Annotated in this window: 21 protein-coding genes; 20 read left to right on the forward strand and 1 reads right to left on the reverse strand. The window is 45.1% G+C overall.

Annotated elements, in window-relative coordinates; all coding sequences use genetic code 11:
* The first annotated feature begins 204 nt into the window (after positions 1-204).
* The 14 genes from M3661_RS30560 (at position 205) to M3661_RS23280 (ending at position 11,898) form a co-directional block, all read left to right on the forward strand.
* Positions 205-1,086 carry a GNAT family N-acetyltransferase gene (locus M3661_RS30560; protein ID WP_251489061.1) on the forward strand — a complete coding sequence of 294 codons (882 nt, stop codon included), beginning with the start codon at positions 205-207 and terminating at the stop codon, positions 1,084-1,086.
* Between the two features lie 220 nt (positions 1,087-1,306).
* Positions 1,307-1,744 carry a GNAT family N-acetyltransferase gene (locus M3661_RS23220; protein ID WP_251489063.1) on the forward strand — a complete coding sequence of 146 codons (438 nt, stop codon included), beginning with the start codon at positions 1,307-1,309 and terminating at the stop codon, positions 1,742-1,744.
* Positions 1,745-2,143: 399 nt separating this feature from the next.
* The gene (locus M3661_RS23225; protein ID WP_065292713.1) at positions 2,144-2,557 is read left to right on the forward strand and encodes an NUDIX hydrolase; all 414 of its coding nucleotides are present in this window, start codon (positions 2,144-2,146) and stop codon (positions 2,555-2,557) included.
* 106 nt (positions 2,558-2,663) lie between these two features.
* A complete protein-coding gene (locus M3661_RS23230) occupies positions 2,664-3,158 on the forward strand; it encodes a GNAT family N-acetyltransferase (protein ID WP_251489065.1) in 495 nt (164 codons plus the stop codon).
* A 100-nt stretch (positions 3,159-3,258) separates the two neighbouring features.
* Entirely contained in the window at positions 3,259-3,735 is a 477-nt protein-coding gene (locus M3661_RS23235) for a GyrI-like domain-containing protein (protein WP_251489067.1), read from the forward strand.
* An 86-nt stretch (positions 3,736-3,821) separates the two neighbouring features.
* Positions 3,822-4,643 (forward strand): Cof-type HAD-IIB family hydrolase, encoded by an 822-nt coding sequence (locus tag M3661_RS23240; RefSeq protein ID WP_251489069.1) that lies wholly within the window; start codon positions 3,822-3,824, stop codon positions 4,641-4,643.
* 199 nt (positions 4,644-4,842) lie between these two features.
* Positions 4,843-6,387: an SAM-dependent methyltransferase gene (locus tag M3661_RS23245; protein WP_251489071.1), complete on the forward strand. Its 1,545-nt coding sequence runs from the start codon at positions 4,843-4,845 to the stop codon at positions 6,385-6,387.
* Between the two features lie 230 nt (positions 6,388-6,617).
* A complete protein-coding gene (locus M3661_RS23250; RefSeq protein WP_251489073.1) occupies positions 6,618-7,274 on the forward strand; it encodes a 3'-5' exonuclease in 657 nt (218 codons plus the stop codon).
* 73 nt (positions 7,275-7,347) lie between these two features.
* Positions 7,348-7,803: an 8-oxo-dGTP diphosphatase gene (locus M3661_RS23255; protein WP_065292707.1), complete on the forward strand. Its 456-nt coding sequence runs from the start codon at positions 7,348-7,350 to the stop codon at positions 7,801-7,803.
* A gap of 4 nt (positions 7,804-7,807) precedes the next feature.
* The gene (locus M3661_RS23260) at positions 7,808-8,248 is read left to right on the forward strand and encodes a histidine phosphatase family protein (RefSeq protein WP_083189387.1); all 441 of its coding nucleotides are present in this window, start codon (positions 7,808-7,810) and stop codon (positions 8,246-8,248) included.
* 97 nt (positions 8,249-8,345) lie between these two features.
* The gene (locus M3661_RS23265) at positions 8,346-8,810 is read left to right on the forward strand and encodes an NUDIX domain-containing protein (protein WP_065292705.1); all 465 of its coding nucleotides are present in this window, start codon (positions 8,346-8,348) and stop codon (positions 8,808-8,810) included.
* Positions 8,811-8,935: 125 nt separating this feature from the next.
* Positions 8,936-9,526: a chloramphenicol phosphotransferase CPT family protein gene (locus tag M3661_RS23270; protein WP_065292704.1), complete on the forward strand. Its 591-nt coding sequence runs from the start codon at positions 8,936-8,938 to the stop codon at positions 9,524-9,526.
* Positions 9,527-9,824: 298 nt separating this feature from the next.
* Positions 9,825-10,640, forward strand: coding sequence for a MerR family transcriptional regulator (locus M3661_RS23275; protein ID WP_251489075.1), 816 nt, complete (start codon positions 9,825-9,827; stop codon positions 10,638-10,640).
* A 28-nt stretch (positions 10,641-10,668) separates the two neighbouring features.
* Positions 10,669-11,898, forward strand: coding sequence for an MFS transporter (locus M3661_RS23280; protein WP_311279626.1), 1,230 nt, complete (start codon positions 10,669-10,671; stop codon positions 11,896-11,898).
* A 123-nt stretch (positions 11,899-12,021) separates the two neighbouring features.
* Here M3661_RS23280 and M3661_RS30565 read toward each other — a convergent pair whose 3' ends face one another.
* The gene (locus M3661_RS30565; RefSeq protein WP_251489079.1) at positions 12,022-12,819 is read right to left on the reverse strand and encodes a CPBP family intramembrane glutamic endopeptidase; all 798 of its coding nucleotides are present in this window, start codon (positions 12,817-12,819) and stop codon (positions 12,022-12,024) included.
* Between the two features lie 228 nt (positions 12,820-13,047).
* On the opposite strand from M3661_RS30565, the gene M3661_RS23290 reads away from it, so the two are divergent.
* From M3661_RS23290 to M3661_RS23315, 6 genes are all read left to right on the forward strand, one after another.
* Positions 13,048-13,773, forward strand: coding sequence for a GNAT family N-acetyltransferase (locus M3661_RS23290; protein WP_251489081.1), 726 nt, complete (start codon positions 13,048-13,050; stop codon positions 13,771-13,773).
* Between the two features lie 26 nt (positions 13,774-13,799).
* Positions 13,800-14,096 (forward strand): antibiotic biosynthesis monooxygenase family protein, encoded by a 297-nt coding sequence (locus M3661_RS23295; RefSeq protein WP_065292700.1) that lies wholly within the window; start codon positions 13,800-13,802, stop codon positions 14,094-14,096.
* Positions 14,097-14,101: 5 nt separating this feature from the next.
* Positions 14,102-14,347: a class I SAM-dependent methyltransferase gene (locus M3661_RS23300; RefSeq protein WP_065292699.1), complete on the forward strand. Its 246-nt coding sequence runs from the start codon at positions 14,102-14,104 to the stop codon at positions 14,345-14,347.
* A 16-nt stretch (positions 14,348-14,363) separates the two neighbouring features.
* On the forward strand, positions 14,364-14,825 hold the full coding sequence (locus tag M3661_RS23305) for a GNAT family N-acetyltransferase (RefSeq protein ID WP_251489084.1): 462 nt from the start codon (positions 14,364-14,366) through the stop codon (positions 14,823-14,825).
* A gap of 114 nt (positions 14,826-14,939) precedes the next feature.
* On the forward strand, positions 14,940-15,329 hold the full coding sequence (locus M3661_RS23310) for a nuclear transport factor 2 family protein (RefSeq protein ID WP_251489167.1): 390 nt from the start codon (positions 14,940-14,942) through the stop codon (positions 15,327-15,329).
* Between the two features lie 391 nt (positions 15,330-15,720).
* Positions 15,721-18,621 (forward strand): polysaccharide lyase family 8 super-sandwich domain-containing protein, encoded by a 2,901-nt coding sequence (locus tag M3661_RS23315; RefSeq protein WP_251489086.1) that lies wholly within the window; start codon positions 15,721-15,723, stop codon positions 18,619-18,621.
* Positions 18,622-18,907: the final 286 nt, after the last annotated feature.

Here is an 18,907-nt window from a genome sequence, read left to right on the forward strand (position 1 = left end):
CTACCAAGTAGAGCAGTGTGGATGATGGCAAGTTAAGAAAGCAAATGAAAATTGGTTCGCACGAATGAATGAAAATATGTAAAAATCGTTTTTGGTCTGTTTATTATCTCCCACCAGCTAGGAATGAGGTTACAATCCATATACGGATGCAAATTTCTAGCATTTCATCATAGAAACTACAGCAGCATAAGTGAGGGATGACAAGTGAACATTCAATGTAAAACGTATCATGATGGTAATTATAATGAGGTTTTTCAATTTTTAATCGACATCTCGCAAGAGCATCGCAAGCATATAAATTGGAATTGGGCTAGATGGGAGTGGATGTACTTCCACCCCGATTTCGATAGAAGCTTACGGTCAAAAATCGGTTTATGGTTTGATGAACTTGAATTAGTGGGTTTGGCTACCTATGATCACTATTCGGGTGAAGCATTTTTTGCAACGAAGCAAGGATATGAAGAACTGGAAGATGAAATTGTCGAATACGCTGTGAAGACTTTCAGCGATGAAAATGGGCTTGGAGTCGCAGTGAACGATACTGACTCGGAACGTTCTCAACGCTTGCAAAATAAAGGATTTGTAAAACATGATCAGAGTGAAAATATTCTTGCGTGTTCCATTGCAAATATCAAACATCATTCCGTGCTACCGTCGGGCATTACGCTCAATAGTTTGGATGCAGAAACAGACGTATATAAGCACAAGACCGTGCTGTGGAAAGGCTTCGATCACGATGGCCCAGTTCCCATAGATGAAGTAACCATACAGAAGCAGAAAGCGATGCTGTCTGCAACTCATATGAACCCATCCTTGCATATTGTTGCGGTTAATGAGGACGGGGAATATGTGGCTTATTGCGGATTATGGTATAGTCCCCAAACCGATTATGCGTATATCGAACCTGTAGTCACTATCCCGAGTTATCGGGGGAAGGGGCTTGGTGCTGCGGTTGTAGTAGAAGCGCTAAAGCGCTGCAGTGTATTAGGAGCGAACAAAGCGTATGTCATTTCAGATCATCCCTTTTACAAGGCGATAGGATTTGTCCAGCATTCACGATACTCCTTCTATTGGCACAATGAATAACGGACAGCGTACAGCGTATACGTAATTGTTTAATGCGGGTTTAGCAGTACGGATGAATGGGCTGGGCATATCATACATATTCTTGACATGAAGATAAGAGTTGTAATTTCTAAGATGGCAAGCAGATGTAATGAGCAGTGATTATCATTGTGTGCTACAACGACAGTAAGGAGATCGCATTGAAAAAATATATGGGAATCGGTAGGAAAGAAGGATAACGATGATTACAATAAGGTCAATTACGGAAAATGATTTGCTGGCATTAAGCCAGCTCTATCGAGAGCTAATGGGACAGCAGACGAACCAAGCGAAGCTGGAGCAGGTATACCGAACGATCCAGCATAATGAACAATACATCATTCTGGGAGCATTTGACGAGGAGCAGTTAGTGGGTTCCTTGATGGGCATTATATGTCATGATCTTGTGGGAGATTGTAAGCCATTCATGGTAATTGAGAATGTGATTGTATCCCCAGTGGTTCGCAGGCAAGGTGTTGGTAAGAAGCTAATGCAGGAAATTGAAAACATGGCGCGGCAGCGTGATTGTTATTACATCATCTTTGTATCTGGCGAGCAGCGCAAAGAGGCGCATCAATTCTATGAACGGCTCGGCTTCAAGGATGAGAAGGTAGAAGGGTATCGGAAGCATCTAACTTAGAGCGCTGATATCGTACATGAGAGAATGTTTTGGCAAATAAAATGCGTTATTGTTACGATCTCACAAGGTAAGAGGAAGAAGCGATTCATGGCTGACTGTCTGAAGATTGATATTCACGTATTAATCATGAAACAGGAGTGATCTGGTATGGGTATAGCTATGTTTTTTTCTTTTTTATCTTTTGTCTTCTACATAGGAGCATTTGTCATCTCAATCTATTGTCTTGTTCTCTTTATTAAGCTAGCACGGCGGGGAATCAGAGCATTGGATCTGTACATTCAGGAAAAGGAAGACGGGATCGAATGAAAGGACAAATGAGTCCGCGAAGAGAATGGTGATGGGATTGCAAAACACAGCAGCTCTATATGGTGGAACAGAGCGGAAAGGAGCGATTCACAGATGAATGCATCACCTAGGCATACACTTGTTGCAGCCGTGATTGTAAGGAACAGCAATCATGACATTTTGCTCATTCGTGGTGCGAAGCGGGGATGGGAGATTCCAGCTGGACGGGTGGAAGAAGGGGAATCTATTACAGCTGCAGCCGTTCGCGAAGCTAGGGAAGAAACAGGCATCGACATAGAGATCATCAAGTACTGTGGACTATTTCAACATGTAAGGGATTCCGTGTGCACAGCGCTGTTTCTCGCTAATCCTATTGGAGGAACCCTCCAAACGACCGAGGAAAGTGACGAGGTCGGTTACTATTCTGTAGAGGAAGCGCGAAGCAAGATCACTTGGCCAGGGTTTCGAGAACAGATTGATCTCTGCTTGAATCAGGAGGGGCCATTCATGATAGAGTTTCATCGTTGATATTGAATTGATATGCATACCGATTCCTACGCAACTTGGTACATGACGAAATGAGCTGGCGTATGAATGGGAAAATAAATTGGCTAAGAGAGAGGATTGATTCAACATGACAACTTATCATTTTCACCCGATGACGGAGGAGCAAGCTGCTATCATTTGTACGTGGAAATATGAGGGTATCTATTCCTTGTACAGTATGGATGGGGATGACGAGTCCATCAAGGAGATGCTAGAAGAAGAATTCTATTATACCGTCGATGACGAGAATGAACTAATCGGCTACATCTGTATTGGCAACTCTGCCCGTGTTCCGGGAGGCTATGCGGCTGGTATCTATGAAGATGAGCAAGCAATTGATATCGGTCTCGGACTTCGACCCGACTATACAGGGCAGGGAAAAGGGGTGGAGTTCCTAGCTCAGGTTTTGGACTACATTCGGAAGCTGAATCGAGGAGAGAAGATTCAATTGGTTGTCGCTGCCTTCAACGAAAGAGCGATTAAAGTGTATGAGCGTACTGGGTTTGTTAGGGGAATCTCGTTCACAAGTAAAATAGGGGAGCAGGACACTGAATTTGTAGCGATGAGATATTCTCCTGCATAGTAAGCCAAATAGTGCGACGAGTGAAGGAACGATACAGCTTATATGATTGAAGATTCGATGCATGTCAACTGGCAATAGCATCGCAACTGGAGGAGATACAATGCAAGCTACAGTGGTTACACTGCAGGCCATGCAACTTGTAGGATATCAGGTTGAGGCCACGATAGAGGAGTTCGAATCGGGTCTTGGCAGGCGTACCTATCAAAAGCTAGTGACACAAAAAGATGAAATTCAATATCGCAACAATGATGATGTGCTTATGGTGCAGATCTATCCTGAGAAATCCGACTTTGATCCACTAAAGGATCGGTTTATACAAATTTTTGGATATGAAGTGGCGAGTCTGGGAACGATTCCTCCGCAAATGATAAGCCATAACATCCCTGAGAGTAAGTATGTGACTTGCACACACTATGGTCTCGAATCCGAATTAAGTCGGACGTATGAGTTCTTATATGGCGAATGGTTGCGTGAGACAGGCAATGCAGCGCGCTTCTATGATTTTGAGAAATGGGATGAACGTTACAAGCCTAACAGTCAGGACAATGAAATTGATATATTTATAGCATTGGTATGATCTGTTCCTTCGCAGATTCGCCATCTGCTTCGTGAAAATGGTATAGTAGAGATACTAATCTATTCGACGAAAAGGAATGCTGACAGATGAACTATAAAATGATTGTACTTGATTTGGATGATACATTGCTGCGTGATGATCGGACGATATCCCCGCGCACGAAGCAAGCGCTTCTTGATGCGCAAGCCGCTGGGGTCAAGGTAGTGCTCGCCTCAGGGCGACCAACCTATGCCATGATTGACATTGCAGAGGAACTGGAGTTGGATCGATTCGGCAGTTTTATTTTATCGTTTAACGGTGCCAAGATTACGAATTTCTCGACGAAAGAAGAACTGTTCAACAGTACGCTGCCAGTAGAAACGGTTCGTGATATATACGCGCTTAGCCAGCAAGAGGAAATGTCTGTCTTGACCTATGTGGGCGATGATATTGTGACAGAAGCTTGCAATGAATACGTCGAGAAGGAATCCGAAATTACTGGCATGCCGATCTTGGAAGTGGATAGCTTCGTAGATGCAGTACAGCAGCCTGTCGTAAAGGTGTTGATGGTCGGGAATGCGGACAAGCTTGCCATTATCGAGAAGAAACTGCAGAAGCAGCTGGAGGGGCAATTAAGTGTCATGCGCTCTAAACCGTTCTTCTTGGAATTCACCGAGCATGGTGTAGACAAGGGCACTAGCCTTCATGAACTGATTCAGAAATTAGGAATTCGGCAGGAGGAAGTCATTGCGATGGGCGACAGTTATAACGATGTTGCCATGATTAAGTTTGCTGGTCTCGGTGTAGCGATGGGAAATGCCCCAGCAGATATCCAAGCGTTAGCGGATTATGTAACGGATACGAATATGAACGATGGCGTAGCCAAGGTTGTTGAGAAATATGTGCTTTGCGAGCTTGTTGCGAAGTAAGGGTCAGCGTATCGGAGGAGAACCTTGTGCGGGTTCTCTTTTTTTATCACGCTTAAACTAAAAACTGAGATTTTGGTTCTGGCGGTAATTATGGTACCATTCATAAGATAGATTCGGTTACGATTGCCGTGCCAACAAGGAGTAAGTTGTAGATGATTGGCACGGTTACTATGACATATAGAGAGCAGGGTTGCAAGGAATGGAAGAGGGACAACAACGATACCGCTTTAGCGAAGCACCAATATGGGATTTACAGCGTGCATACTACGAACGCAAAGGGCTCAAGGCATGGAATAATGATCAGGTGCCCCAATACATCACAAGCAATCCGATGATCGCTACTGGATATGCGGACATTATTTTCGGTTTTCTTCGGGATCGGGCTGAACGTGGAGAGCGCTCGGAACCCGTTATCATTATGGAACTGGGAGCGGGAGCAGGAAGGCTTGCCTTTCATATTCTTCATAAGCTGTGTGAACTTCGTGATGATGCAGGAATCTTGCTGCCCCCATTCCGGTATGTAATGACGGATTTAGCTGCCAAGAATGTGGAAGGATGGCGGGAGCATCCTCAATTGAAGCGCTTCGTGGAACAGGGGATACTCGACTTTGCCACATACGACGCAGTTCATGATAAGGAATTGAATCTCAACATTGCTCAAGAAACGATTCGTCCAGGCGATTTGACACAGCCGCTGCTTATTTTGGCGAACTATTTTTTTGACAGTATCCCGCAAGAGCTGATTTATGTAGGAAATGGCGAGATCTATGAATGTGATGTTCTCGTTGAGTTCAAGGAAAAGGACGATACTGCTCCAGTAGATCCGCTTAGAAATATGACGCTGACCTATGAGCATCGCCGTGCTCCGGCATACGAAGATGAAGCCTATCCCTATCGAGAAGTAATCGCGCTGTACCAGCAGGAGCTTGAGGATTCTCATGTCTTGTTCCCAGAGGTAGGATTGAGATGCTTGGATAGACTAAATAAGTTGTCCCAGCAGGGATTTGTGCTGCTTACTGCGGATAAAGGCGATCATAGACTGGATAACTGGAAGTTTAATGACCCGCCTGAAATCGTTCACCACGGCGGCAGCTTCTCACTGACAGCGAACTATCATGCGTTCCAATATGCATTTGAGCAGAGAGGCGCTCTGGCGCTGTTCCCGCCGAATCATTATAAGGATATTAATGTCGGTTGCATCTTCATGCTGGAGGATCCCAACAATTATGTGAATACCCGATTAGCGTATCGTCAAGGAATTGAACGATTCGGGCCGGATGATTTCTTCAGTCTGAAGGTGTGGGTGGATCGGCATCTGGATACGATGGACTTGCAGCATATTTTAGCCTTCTGGAGACTAGGCGGCTATGACGCGGAATTTTTCATACAGAGTGCGAAGCAAATTTCAAGCTTGCTCCCTGACGCCAACGATGAGGAGATGCTCGATATTCAGCAGGGTATTCACATCATGTGGTCCGCTTTTTATTTCATGGAACAGAAGTATGACGTGGCTCTGGATTCAGGACTGATCCTCTTTGAAATGGGGATGTATGAGGATGCGAAGCAGTTCTTGGAGACGTCTGTAGCAAGTGATGATGATCCTGTTGCGACTGTAATATTCTGCTTGGCGATTTGCTGCTATGAGCTCGGTCAGGAGGACACAGCGCTGAAGTACACTCGCGAAGCACTGGTACTGGAGCCAGATAATGAAGAAGCTCTGGAACTGCTGAGATGCTTCGAGTAAGGAAAGCTTGCTTCATGAATAGAGTATACGTAAGGTGAAGTAGCAGTGTATGATAGTAAGATGGGAAGAATTCCATGTACCATTTGAGGATACAGGGAAAACGTTTATGATGAGCCGGATCAGTCGCTCCGTTGGAGGAGTGGACTGATCCGGTTATTTGGTTAGGACTTCTAGTAAGCGATTGCATATCGAGTGTATAATATTGTTAATTCGATAGAGAGGTGGCACCAATGAACATATCTAACATTTCCAATGAAGAATATGAGTTAAGTGGATTAACGATTAAGAGTATTATGAATCAGCAGTATTGTGTGTTTGATTTTGAAGGAACCGGCATCGACCATCATCTCGACCATATTACTCAAATAGGTGCATTGAAGATGGATGCAAGGGGGATTCAGGAGGAGGAACCCTTTGTAACACTTGTGCGTTCGCCGAAGCCAATCCCTGAACATATTGCAGAACTTACGGGAATCACGAATGAGGCGATTCATGAAGCGCCAGATTTTGCTCAGGTCTATGAGGCATTTACGCAGTTCATTGGCGAACGAATTCTCGTGACGCAGGCGGGTTATGAATACGATATTCCTCTGTTGCGCAAGGAATGTGAACTAGCCGGATTGCCGATGATTAACAATCTCGTATTGGATACGAAGGCCATGTTCACGAACATTCATCCAGAGCTTGCCGATATCCCCTCAACTGATTTCCTCATCCAGTACTATCAGATTGACGATACGGACATAGCCAGACATGATGCAGTGGGAGACAGCGTTCTGATCAGTCGACTTTTCGTAAAGATTCTTGAAGAGTATAAGGAACGAAGACTGGGTGATGTGATCATAGAAGATGCCCTGCGGGTGAAGAGGTTTAGGAGACCGTATTAAGGTCAGTAGGGTTGTATACATATCTATTATTGAGTAGTAAATTGCTGCATACGAGAAAGAGGAGATTGTAAGTATGTCCAAGGTTGAGTTGACGAATATGTGCATGATCTATGATCCTGACACAAATCGGGTATTGGTGCAGGAACGTGTGAAATCGTGGAAAGGCCTTTCGTTTCCAGGAGGTCATGTGGAAGAAGGCGAGAGTCTGGTAGATTCCACGATTCGAGAAATGAGAGAAGAGACAGGACTTACGGTATCCGACTTGAAACTATGTGGAATCGTCTATTGGTACAACAATGAAACAGGCGATAAATACTTCGTCTTCAGCTATCGGACGAGCATTTTTGAAGGACAACTGATAGAGCGGACGGAGGAAGGCCCTATATATTGGGTGGACAAGGATGAACTGCCGAATTTGCCGCTGTCAGAAGGGTTGAAGGAGAGGCTCCCGATGTTTTGGGATGATAATCTCTCTGAGGCATTCGGGGTGTGGAATGAGCAGGATGCAGGAGTATTGAAGCTGCGATAAGAAGCTGCGAGACAGTCTTCAACCGATTACATTTGATTACGTATTCTCCTCGCCGCAAGAGAGAGCTGTACAGACCGCAGAGATTGCGACAGGGATAAATCCCACAATTGATTCAAGACTGGATGTGTATGATTTAGGGGAAGCCGATGGTCTGCTAAAGAATGAGGTAAAGCTGCTAGGGGGGATTCCTGATCCCAATGTATATGGAGGAGTCGAAGAACCACGCAGTTATGCGAAGAGGGTATTTGCATTCATGAATGAGCTGATGGAGGACGAAAGTCTCCAAGAAGTGAATATTTTAATTGCTGGTCATCGCTGTACGACTGGATGCATTGGCGCGTATTACAATGGGGTGCCGGATGATTGGAACATCTTGAAATATTCATCTGGTAATGGCGAGTACAAGATGTATCCGTTTCAGGCTAAGCGGAAGGTGCAGATATAAATGAACGCGCAGCCCATACCTGTTAAGGGCTGCCGTCACTTGGGGGAGCAAGCGATGTTGAGAACAAACCATTTATGTCGATTGGAACGGACATCATATGAAGCTGACGTGGATTCCTTTTGAAGAAGCACCGGATATTACGAAGGTAACGAGCGTACACGGATGCTGCTTCCACAAAGATAAAGTTCTGCTCGTAAATGTAGCGGGAAGAGGCTTTAATTTGCCAGGTGGACATGTGGAAAATGGGGAAACGCCGGAGGAGGCTTTCCACCGGGAAGCACTGGAAGAAGGCTCCGTAGAAGGGACGATTCAATATATAGGCATGATTGAAGTAAGCGCAGAGGAGAATCCACTATACGATCCGAATGGCAAATACCCGCTTATCGGGTATCAGCTGTTCTATCGAATGGATATTACGAAGTGTCATCCGTTCTCCAGAGAGAATGAAACGACAACACGAATTTGGGTGGAGCCGAACGAAGTCCCCTTTGTCATTCAGGAGCATGAATTAGCCTTGCTCGTGCTTCAAGTGGCTCTTGAAATTGGTGCGCCTGTAAACTAAACAACATCATAGGCGGCAGAAGAAAATAAAGTGTTTTCTTAGTACTTAGGTTAAGATTTAATGAATGTTGTGAATATAACGTTGTCTGAATGATACGCAAATCTTATATGTGAGGGTGAATTCGTTTGAAGGAAGGACTAATTGTGTTTTTGAACGGAACTTCAAGTTCAGGAAAGACTAGTATTTCTATGGAACTAAAAAACCAGAAAGAGATTCCGTTTCATCATTTATCCATAGATGATTTTTTTCATAATTACTTTGATTTTATTAATAATAAATTTCCAGATACTGAACCTAAAAAAGAAGTGGATAATATCGGACAAATCATTTTTGATCCCATAAACTCAGTGTACTATGCAACAATTAAATTGTTTTCAGAAATGGGTTTGAATGTAATCGTCGATACCGTAATCGACAATGACATGCGGTTTAATGATTATCTTGATGTACTTTGTGATTATCCTACATTATTTGTAGGTGTAATATGCTCGAAAGAAGAACTCACAAGAAGAGAGCAAATCAGAGGAGATCGAGAGATTGGACTCGCAAATTCCCAGTACGACAAAATATATTCTTTTACTGAATATGACCTTGAAGTAAATACTGAAGAGTTGAGTCCAACAGAGTGTGCCGAAAAAATATTAAGTTTTATTAAGTCCGATCAGGATTACGCTGCATTTAGAAAATTAAGTAAAAGGGAGATTAGTGTTTCATAGTAAAGCGAATCCTTCCGATGCGGTTTGTCAGCCAATCATAAATTGAACGAAAGTCTTAGCTGCGGCCGGATTTGCTCCACCGCGCTCAAGATCTTGCCCTCAGTTTTATCGTTTATTTTCTGAACAATAGGAACGTGATCGAAACCCAAGCGATGCGCAGTCTGTAAGATTGCACAACGCTTGGGTTTTATCGTGCAAGCAGCATGAAAATTGATCCCTTGACTCTCCCCTTAACTGGAACGTTATACTCGGTACAGAACAGAAGAGCAAGAAATGTTTGTTGCCAGGAGGAACATGAATGTTTAAAATCAGCGAATTTTCGAAGCTCAGTCAGGTGTCTGTCAAGACGCTTCGTTATTATGATCAATTGAACCTGCTCAAGCCAGCTCACATTGACCAATTCTCAGGTTATCGCTACTATACGGCAGATAAAATGTTTCAGCTTAATCGCATATTGGGATATAAAGAGCTTGGCTTTTCGTTAGAGCAGATTCGCGAACTGATGGGGGAGCATATCCCGCTTGAGCAAGTTAGGGGGATGTTCCGAATGAAGCAGAGCGAGATCGAGTCCATTCTGGAAAGAGAGCAGGCAAAGCTGGATCGTATCAAGGCACGCTTAAGCTGTATCGAGTGGGAAGAGAAGAGCTCAACGGTACATGACGTCGTTCTGAAGCGGGGCGAATCTCAGTTGGTGGCCTCTTATCGACAAAAAGCCTCATTGGAGCAAATTCCTGAGCTATTTAGGCTATTGGATGATTATGTGAAGAGTTATGGTCAATCACTGCTATCAAAATTAACACTGTGGCATAGCTGCGAGGAATGCGAGGACAATATCGACATTGAAGTGGCGCGCGTGCTAACGCAAGATATCCCAAGCTGTGCGCCTTTTATAGTAAAACGATTGCCGGAAATCCCGATGATGGCCACACTAATTCATCATTGTCCGACAACAACTCCATGTTCAGCAAGCTCAGAGGTGGCGCTGTGGATTGAACAAAATGGGTATCGCATGGTAGAAAATGAGCCGAGGCGCGAAATTTGTGTGCCGCATGACCAAAACAATGATATAGAAGCTCACGTGGCGGAAATCCAAATTGCCATTGAGCGAGTATAACGAAGAAGTAGAATTACGTAGAAAAGGAGTGAAAGCCTTGACCAGATATCAAAGGCTTCTCACATTGAATTTATTTGCACTTACCTTTGTATTAGGTACGAGTGAATTTGTCATTGTTGGATTGCTGGCGGAAATATCGACAGATCTGAATATCGCAATCTCGACTGCGGGTGCTGTCGTATCTGCTTTTGCACTCGCCTTTGCCATTGGCACACCAATCTTAACGGCTGTATTTAGCCGCTTTTCGAAATTCCCGCTCATGCTGACTTTGCTTGGAATATTTATCATCGGCAATATCTTTACTGCCTTGTCTACGACATATGCGCTGCTTTTTATATCCAGGCTCATAACAGCTATCGTAACAGGAGTACTAATTGCGCTGGCAATGGCGGTTGCGAGTGAATCGGTTCCTGCTGACAAACGGGGTACAGTCATTGCCATCATATTCACAGGCTTCACGGTTGCGAGTGTCGTCGGGGTGCCGCTTGGTACGTATATCGGCCAATGGGGCGGGTGGCATCTGACGTTTTGGTTTACATCGGGATTGGGCGTCTTGTCTCTGCTAGCGAGCTCAGTTTCGATTCCTAAGGGATTGAAGGGCATGCGCAGTTCGCTGCGGAAGCAAGTTGGCTTCACCGCCAATCCCCGTGTCATTATCGCCTTCCTGATTCCAGCATTAAGCATTGGGGCGACATATACGGTATATACGTATTTATCACCTTTTCTCCAACAGGTGTTAGCGGTACCGGAGCAGTATATTGGACTTGTCTTTTTGCTCTATGGGATCGTCACCGTCTTCAGCACACTAATCGGTGGGAAATTGGCTGCAAGCAACGGGATCGCCAAGCTGCGCTACGTATTTCTCATTCAAGCCGTCATTCTTGCATCGCTGTATGCAACATCCCAATCGCTTATTGCGGGACTGATTAGTATTTCATTCATTGGACTAGCCATGTACACCATGACCTCAACGATCCAGCTGTACTTTATTGATCTGGCTAATCAACAATTTCCGTCTGCTAAAGATTTCGCATCATCGTTAGCTCCCGTATCTGTGAATGTCGGGATCGCAATCGGATCGGCATTGGGGGGCTTCGTTTCGACGAACATGAAGCTTATCGATGTCTCATGGGTTGGAGGAATTGTTGCAATCGCTGCCTCACTTCTCGCCTTTATTAGCTACTCGCTTGATCATAAAGCGTTATTGATGCGTTCGCAAAACCTTCCTGTGCAGGGCCATTGTGATTCAAAATGTTAATGAGATGAGCTGAATGAAGGTTATCTTCATAACAAGTCAATAAAATAAGGACTATCCACAGAAGCGGGATTTGTAATCCTAACGCTTGAGGGGTAGTCCCTTTCGAATTTTACTAATTTTCAATTATAGGGATCGCGTAGGATGTTGAACGTTCGATCTCTTGTTGTTTTCGAACATGATGATCGATATCGAAACAACTGCCATTACAACAGCAGTGATGATCGCTGCCATTACGGATGATTTTACGATAAATACATTCGCTAAGGCGTTGGAACAGCTATGGAATAACACACAGAGCCAGACGCTATTGCTTATCTTTCGAATACATGCCAATGCGAAGCTTAGACCGATGATTTGAAAAGTAAATACAAGAAAACTTTTTCCGTATTGTCCTGTTCCTACGATAAAAAATAGTGGCAAATGCCATACCGCCCAGATCACACTAGTTACAAGCGTTGCAGGAATAAAGGACATCCTCTTCTCGAGTGCGGGCTGCAAAATATATCTCCATCCGGCTTCTTCCAAGCCACCTCCAATCACCATCGCAGGTATCAAAAGAATGACATAATACCAAGGCATCACGATATCAACATCTGAGAGAAATCCTCGCACACCGAAATGAAGAAGCAAAAATAATGGCAGCAGTAAATACAACTTTAGACTGTGCTTAACGTCAAAAAGATTGCGCAGCCATTCTCTCAAGGAAGAGACTTGCCCGTCTCGTTTTAAAACATAATACGAGACGATCGTAGGAGACCATCCTCCGATAAGAATAAATAGATACATCCACGAAGCTGTTTTGGTCGTGAGCCCCGAGTAACCGAGAGCAATTGCGAGTCCGCCTGCAAGTGCCATCAGCATATAGGTGAAGAGAACAAACTTTACGTATGTCTCTCTGCCTTTTATTTTGGTAGGTAACACATCATCCCTCCGTAGTCATTCATTCGATTTGTCCGAAATCAATTGCATTTGCTGAAATAGGAAAAATTTGCGCACTTAATCAAGTATATGATTATCTATCAATATTTCAAGGTCTATCTGCAAGTGTGCGCAGAAGGAGATTTAGAATAAGGGTCGAATGGAAGAAGATAGAATAAGGAAGCTGGTAAGCTGGAATCCTCTCATCAAGAAAAGAAAGGTAGAGATGAAATGACTGAAATCAATGAAATATTGAAACAGCTAAAAGAGGTCGGTGTGCATCATCTGAAAAGCGATGCTGCTGTCATGCTGGAAATGTTACATGGCACACAGGATGCAGCTAGAATCGATATTCTGATCAATGAGCTGTTGTCTAGCATGACAAGGTATAAACTGCAATCCATATTGCTTGAGTGTTCTCACACTCTATTACATGAGCTGCCCGTCGTGCAGCAAAAAATGTGCCTCGTTGGTGAACGAGCGATATATACCAGGGAACTTAGAGAACAGTTAGGCATATCTGTTCCCGCCTATGAAATTTGGCCCGTAAATGAACCAAAGGCTATCGCTTTTCTAGCGGAAGTCATGGATACGAGTAGGCATGATGCAGCAAAATTTCTTGATACCATGAAGATTGAATTGCCATCTCAAGTAGATAACATGTATACCGTTTACATGTTCAATAACGAGCCCGTAGGCGTCGTGTTTCCTCATATCGAACCAGATACGAACCAAGAAGGACGCCTATTTTGGATAGGCATTCATCCTGCGTATAAAGGGAAGGGATTGGGAAGAGGGTTACATACAATCGGGCTGTATCGTTTGCAGCATGACTTTCAAGCAAAATCGTATCTCGGGGCAACGGAAATCGAAAATGCTCCGATGCGAAAGATTATGGAAGCCAATGGATGCGTGCAGCAAGCAACGGTGGTCTCGCTGAAGTATTCCATTGCATAACTCAATGCGAGAAGGTGGAAATCAATATGATTCTCGAAGTGGCCGCATTACATATCATTCCGGGGCAAGACTCAGCGTTTGAGCAAAGCTTTAAACAGGCTTCCAAGATCATCTCTCGTATGAAGGGCTACATCGATCATGAACTGCAGAAGTGTATGGAGCAAGAGAATAAATATATATTGCTAGTCAGATGGGAGACGCTAGAGGATCATACAATTGGATTTAGGGGTTCGGAGGAATATCAGGATTGGAAGGCACTCTTGCATCACTATTATGATCCATTCCCGGTAGTCGAGCATTACGAGAAGATCGAGCTCGGATAACGTTTATGCACATTGAGAATAAAGAACAGGCCTTTCGGAATTTATATGCTTCACTAAAACTCGGCGGATATTTGATTTTGTCGGTAAGCAAGGATTCGGAATGGTTTGAGTTCAACGATAGGAAATTGCAGCTCTATCCTGCTAGCGTTGATACGTACAGGCAGTTGTATAAGCAGACGGGATTCCTACTAGAGATGGTAGAAGAGACAGAGAGCAAGTATGCAACCATAATGAAGGGCAAGAAGATATAGAAGGGAATGGACGAACATGACCGCATACGCAGTAAAGCTAGCCACAATCGAAGATTTGCCTGAGCTTGCGGAGATATTTAATTTGTATCGCGTTTTCTATGGTCAGGACTCAAATGTAGAGCAAGCCAGTCGTTTTTTATTCGAGCGGTTTGAGCATCGAGAATCGGTTGTTTTTATAGCCCGAGATCATGATATGAAGGAAATAGCTGGTTTTACGCAATTATATCCCTCCTTCTCCTCCATTTCGATGGAGAGAACTTATATCCTCAATGATCTATTTGTGCGGTCTGAACATCGGAAGCAGGGGATTGGACAACTCCTGTTGGAGGCAGCGGAGAACTATGCACTACAGATGAATGCCAAAGGACTTGAGCTGTCGACAGCCATTGATAATGTACAGGCTCAGCGATTGTATGAGCGCAATGGGTTCGAGAGAGATGAAGAGTATTCCCATTATTTTCTGCGAGTTGGGAGATAAGGGGAAAGCGAACAGATCGCGGCCTGGAATGAGCAGGGATTCCACGAAATAAAATGGCTGTATGACATAAAGATCAGCAAGACTCAAACGGAGTTAGTCTTAATGAAGAGAGGGATGTTGGTGAATAGGAAAGAGGAAGTTGCTTGCATTGAGGAATATGTGAGAGTTTATAATTCATTCGATATAAAAGGGATGGTCGAGCTGCTGCATCCAGACATCGTATTCCGGAATGTTGCCAATGGAGAAGTAACTATAGAGACACATGGAATTGAACCCTTCCAACAGCTCGCACAGCAATCAGCGGGATTATTTTCGAGTCGCCGACAAACCATTCTACAATATATTGAAAGTGATGGCTGCATTGAAATAGATATTGACTACGAAGGCACCTTGGCTGTTGATCTTCCGACCGGATTGAAGGCTGGAGATAAGATTCAGCTAACAGGGAAATCCATTTTTACATTCACAAACGGGAAAATATCAAGTATTGAAGATCATAGTTGACGATGGCATACGGGCAATTAACCTCATATATTTTTCAAAAAGTCGTCTCTTACAAGTTGTGCTGTGTAAACGTGCAGCCGATTTCGGAAAGGCGGGTTTTATATGTGAAAGTCAAAAAAATGCATATAGGGGTCAGAATTATATCCTGTGCCAAGGCATGTTCTCTCCTATAGTAGAAGAAAATCAATATGCTTAGTAATCAGTGACGGAGGTTGGCGTACATGAGGCAGAAATGCAGCATGTTTGCTGACCTATTTCTCATTGGGCAAAATTATGCACAATGAAGTCAAAATAAGACACACACTCCTTTTGGGCGGATCGTTATAGTTGAGCTATCCGATTATGATAACGCTTACAATTATATCATTAACTCATTGGGAGGAAATACATAATGAAAAAATGGCCACATCGCATTATTCGTGTCACGTTAGCGGTGTTCTTGCTGTGCTCTCTAATTCCCGTTATGGGACTGCCAAATGCTAGAGCGGAAGCAGGCAATCTGCTTAACGGCAGCTTTGAAGCGGGACAGCCTCCAGGGGGACCTTGGAGCGCATTGCAGCCCAGCTACTGGAGTGAGTGGGTTCCATCCGGCAAGCCGATCCTGTCCTTAGATTCGAATATCTATTATGAAGGGGAGCGGTCGCTTACTATCAGCAGTGCTGAATCTGCGCGGGCAGACGTTCTGCAAACCGTTGACGTAACGCCAGGCGAATCGTACACACTCACGGGCTGGCTGCGGACTAAGGACTTGCAGTCGAGTGTTTCTTATGGCGGGGCTTTTATTCGCACGCAATATTTGAACAGCTCGAATGATAAAATCAGTTCTGGTCCATCCTCATCGCCGCTACTCGGAACGCATGATTGGACGGAGCAGCGTTTGGAACTGTCCATTCCGCAGCAGGCAACCCGCTTGAAGGTGGAACTGTTCTATGAGAGTGCGGCTGGGGAGGCATGGTACGATGAGATACGCCTAAACAGTAGCGGCAGAAATCCAATCGATCCTCCAGCTGATGCCGCACAATTCAAGGCTGTGCGCGATAAGCGCATTCAGCAATTGACCGGCAATGCCAGTTATCATTCGGTGGATTCGGATATGAACGCGGCGATCGCTTCTTTAGTGGAGAGTGTAAGCAATGGCAGCGGCACAGGGTTCTGGAATACGATGAACAAGCAGGCAGATCGCAGCTCGCTATGGAGCGACCTGTCCAGCCGAGCTGAATCGTCTCATGTAACGGGCGCATTTCAACGTTTGCGGCAAATGGCGCTGGCATACGCGACACAAGGCTCATCGCTGTATCACGATCCGCAGCTGCGAGCCGATCTCATAAGCGGACTCGATTGGATGTATGCCAATCGCTACAATGAGCGTGTCGCTCCTTATAAAAACTGGTGGGATTGGGAGATCGGCTCTCCGCAATATTTGAACGATATTACGGTGTTGCTGTTCGATGATCTGTCTGCCGCTCAAATCAACAGCTACAATCGCGCGATTGATGCGTTTGTCCCAGACCCGACAAGAAGAACGGTGCAGTCCAGCCTTATCGAAACGGGCGCTAACCTAGTAGACAAGGCCTTCGTTGTGATCCTGAGAGGAGCAACGGGGGCTTCAGACGCGAAGCTGATGCAAGGCAGAGACGCGATAAATCCGGTATTCCCATATGTAACTCGGGGGGACGGTTTCTATGCGGACGGCTCATTCGTGCAGCATGATGTCATTGCATATACAGGCAGCTATGGAACGGTATTGCTAGATCGGCTGTCCGAGATGCTCTATTTGCTGAATGGATCGCCATGGCAGGTTATCGATCCGCAGGCGGCGAACATATACCGTTGGATTGAGGATTCCTTCGAGCCGCTTATATACAAGGGAGCTATGATGGATATGGTACGCGGCCGTGCAATATCCCGCGAACTGTCGACCGATCACACTGCCGGCCGCGGCGCGATCAAGAGCATCCTGCGGCTGTCCGAGGCCGCTCCTGCTGCGGAGTCTACTCGCATGAAGTCTGCCGTCAAAGCATGGCTTCAGCAGGATGTCTCCTTCGACAATTACTATGTTGGCCTAGGAACATACGATATCGCTTTAATGAAGAACCTGCTGCAAGATTCCTCCATTTCACCAGCAGAAGATTTGGTCAAGCATCAGGTATTTGCCGGCATGGATAGAGTCATTCATTTGCGGCCTGGTTTTGGCTTCGGTATCAGTATGTCTTCCAAGCGAATAGCCAGCTATGAGTACGGCAATGGAGAGAACAAGAAAGCATGGCATACGGGCAATGGTATGACTTACTTATACAATGACGACCTTACCCAGTACAGCGACGGTTACTGGGCTACTGCAGACATGCTGCGATTGCCGGGCACGACCACAGACGGCTCGTCCAGTCCCTTGCGTGACTGGAAATATTACCTTAGTCCGAAATCATGGGTAGGCGGAGCCTCCCTCGACGGTCAGTATGGGGCAGCCGGGATGGAACTGGCTGTAGAGAACAGCTCTTTAACAGGAAAGAAGTCATGGTTTGCCTTCGACAATGAAATCGTGGCGCTTGGTACAGGCATTACGGGCGGGGATGGGCGTCAAGTCGAGACGATTGTCGATAACCGTAAAGTAAGTGAAGGTAGTGGGGCACTAACTGTAAATGGTACCGTTCTACCGGTACAACCAGGGTGGTCGGAGAAGTTTTCTGACGTGTCATGGGCTCATTTAAACGGGAACGGCAAGGGGAATATTGGATACTATTTCCCGAATGCAGCTAAGCTTCAAGGCAAGCGCGAGGCTCGTACTGGAGCGTGGAAGGACGTCAATAACGGCGGCTCTGCATCACCGATTACGAGAGAGTATGTCAGTCTTGCCTTCGATCATGGTACGAATCCGAATCTTGGATCCTATTCATATGTGCTGCTGCCGAATTATGATGCGCAAGCGACGCTTCACTACAGCCAAACACCGGACATTACCGTGCTTAGCAATGGCACGAGCGTGCAGTCTGTTTGCGAGCATAAGCTGGGTATAACTGCGATCAACTATTGGTTGCCTGCGGTTGTGGACGGAATAGCGTCCAAGCAACCGGCATCCGCATTGGTGAAGGAGACGGATTCAGAGCTAATCATTGCCGTATCCGATCCTACCCAGAACCAGTCGCAAGTCGTGATGGAATTGAATCGCAAGGGATGGAAGCTAGCGTCAGCGGATTCGACGATTACGGTGCAGCAGACAGAGCCTTCGATTAAACTGACGGTGAATACTGCGGGAGCCAAGGGACGTACACATACTGTTCGTTTTACGAAATAGTGACCGGTAGTGTCAACTGTAAGCGGCAATAGAGCAAGTTCTAATCTGCAACGAAAGTAACGTCATATGCGTAAATCTAAAAGTCCTTACGTACATCAAGCATCGCTGATGTGTGTAGGGACTTTTTTCAATGCAACAAGGTGATAGGCAAAGAATTGGAAATATGAACGTTAAGCAGATGGTAACACTCAAATCCACCACCTATTCCTTCAAATTCGTTGATCCCGTTGTTGCTACTACTTTGGAACGCCAATTGGCAATATCAATACATCATTAGGGATAACAG

The organism is Paenibacillus sp. MER 180 (genome assembly GCF_023713665.1).
Classification (GTDB): domain Bacteria; phylum Bacillota; class Bacilli; order Paenibacillales; family Paenibacillaceae; genus Paenibacillus_B; species Paenibacillus_B suaedae.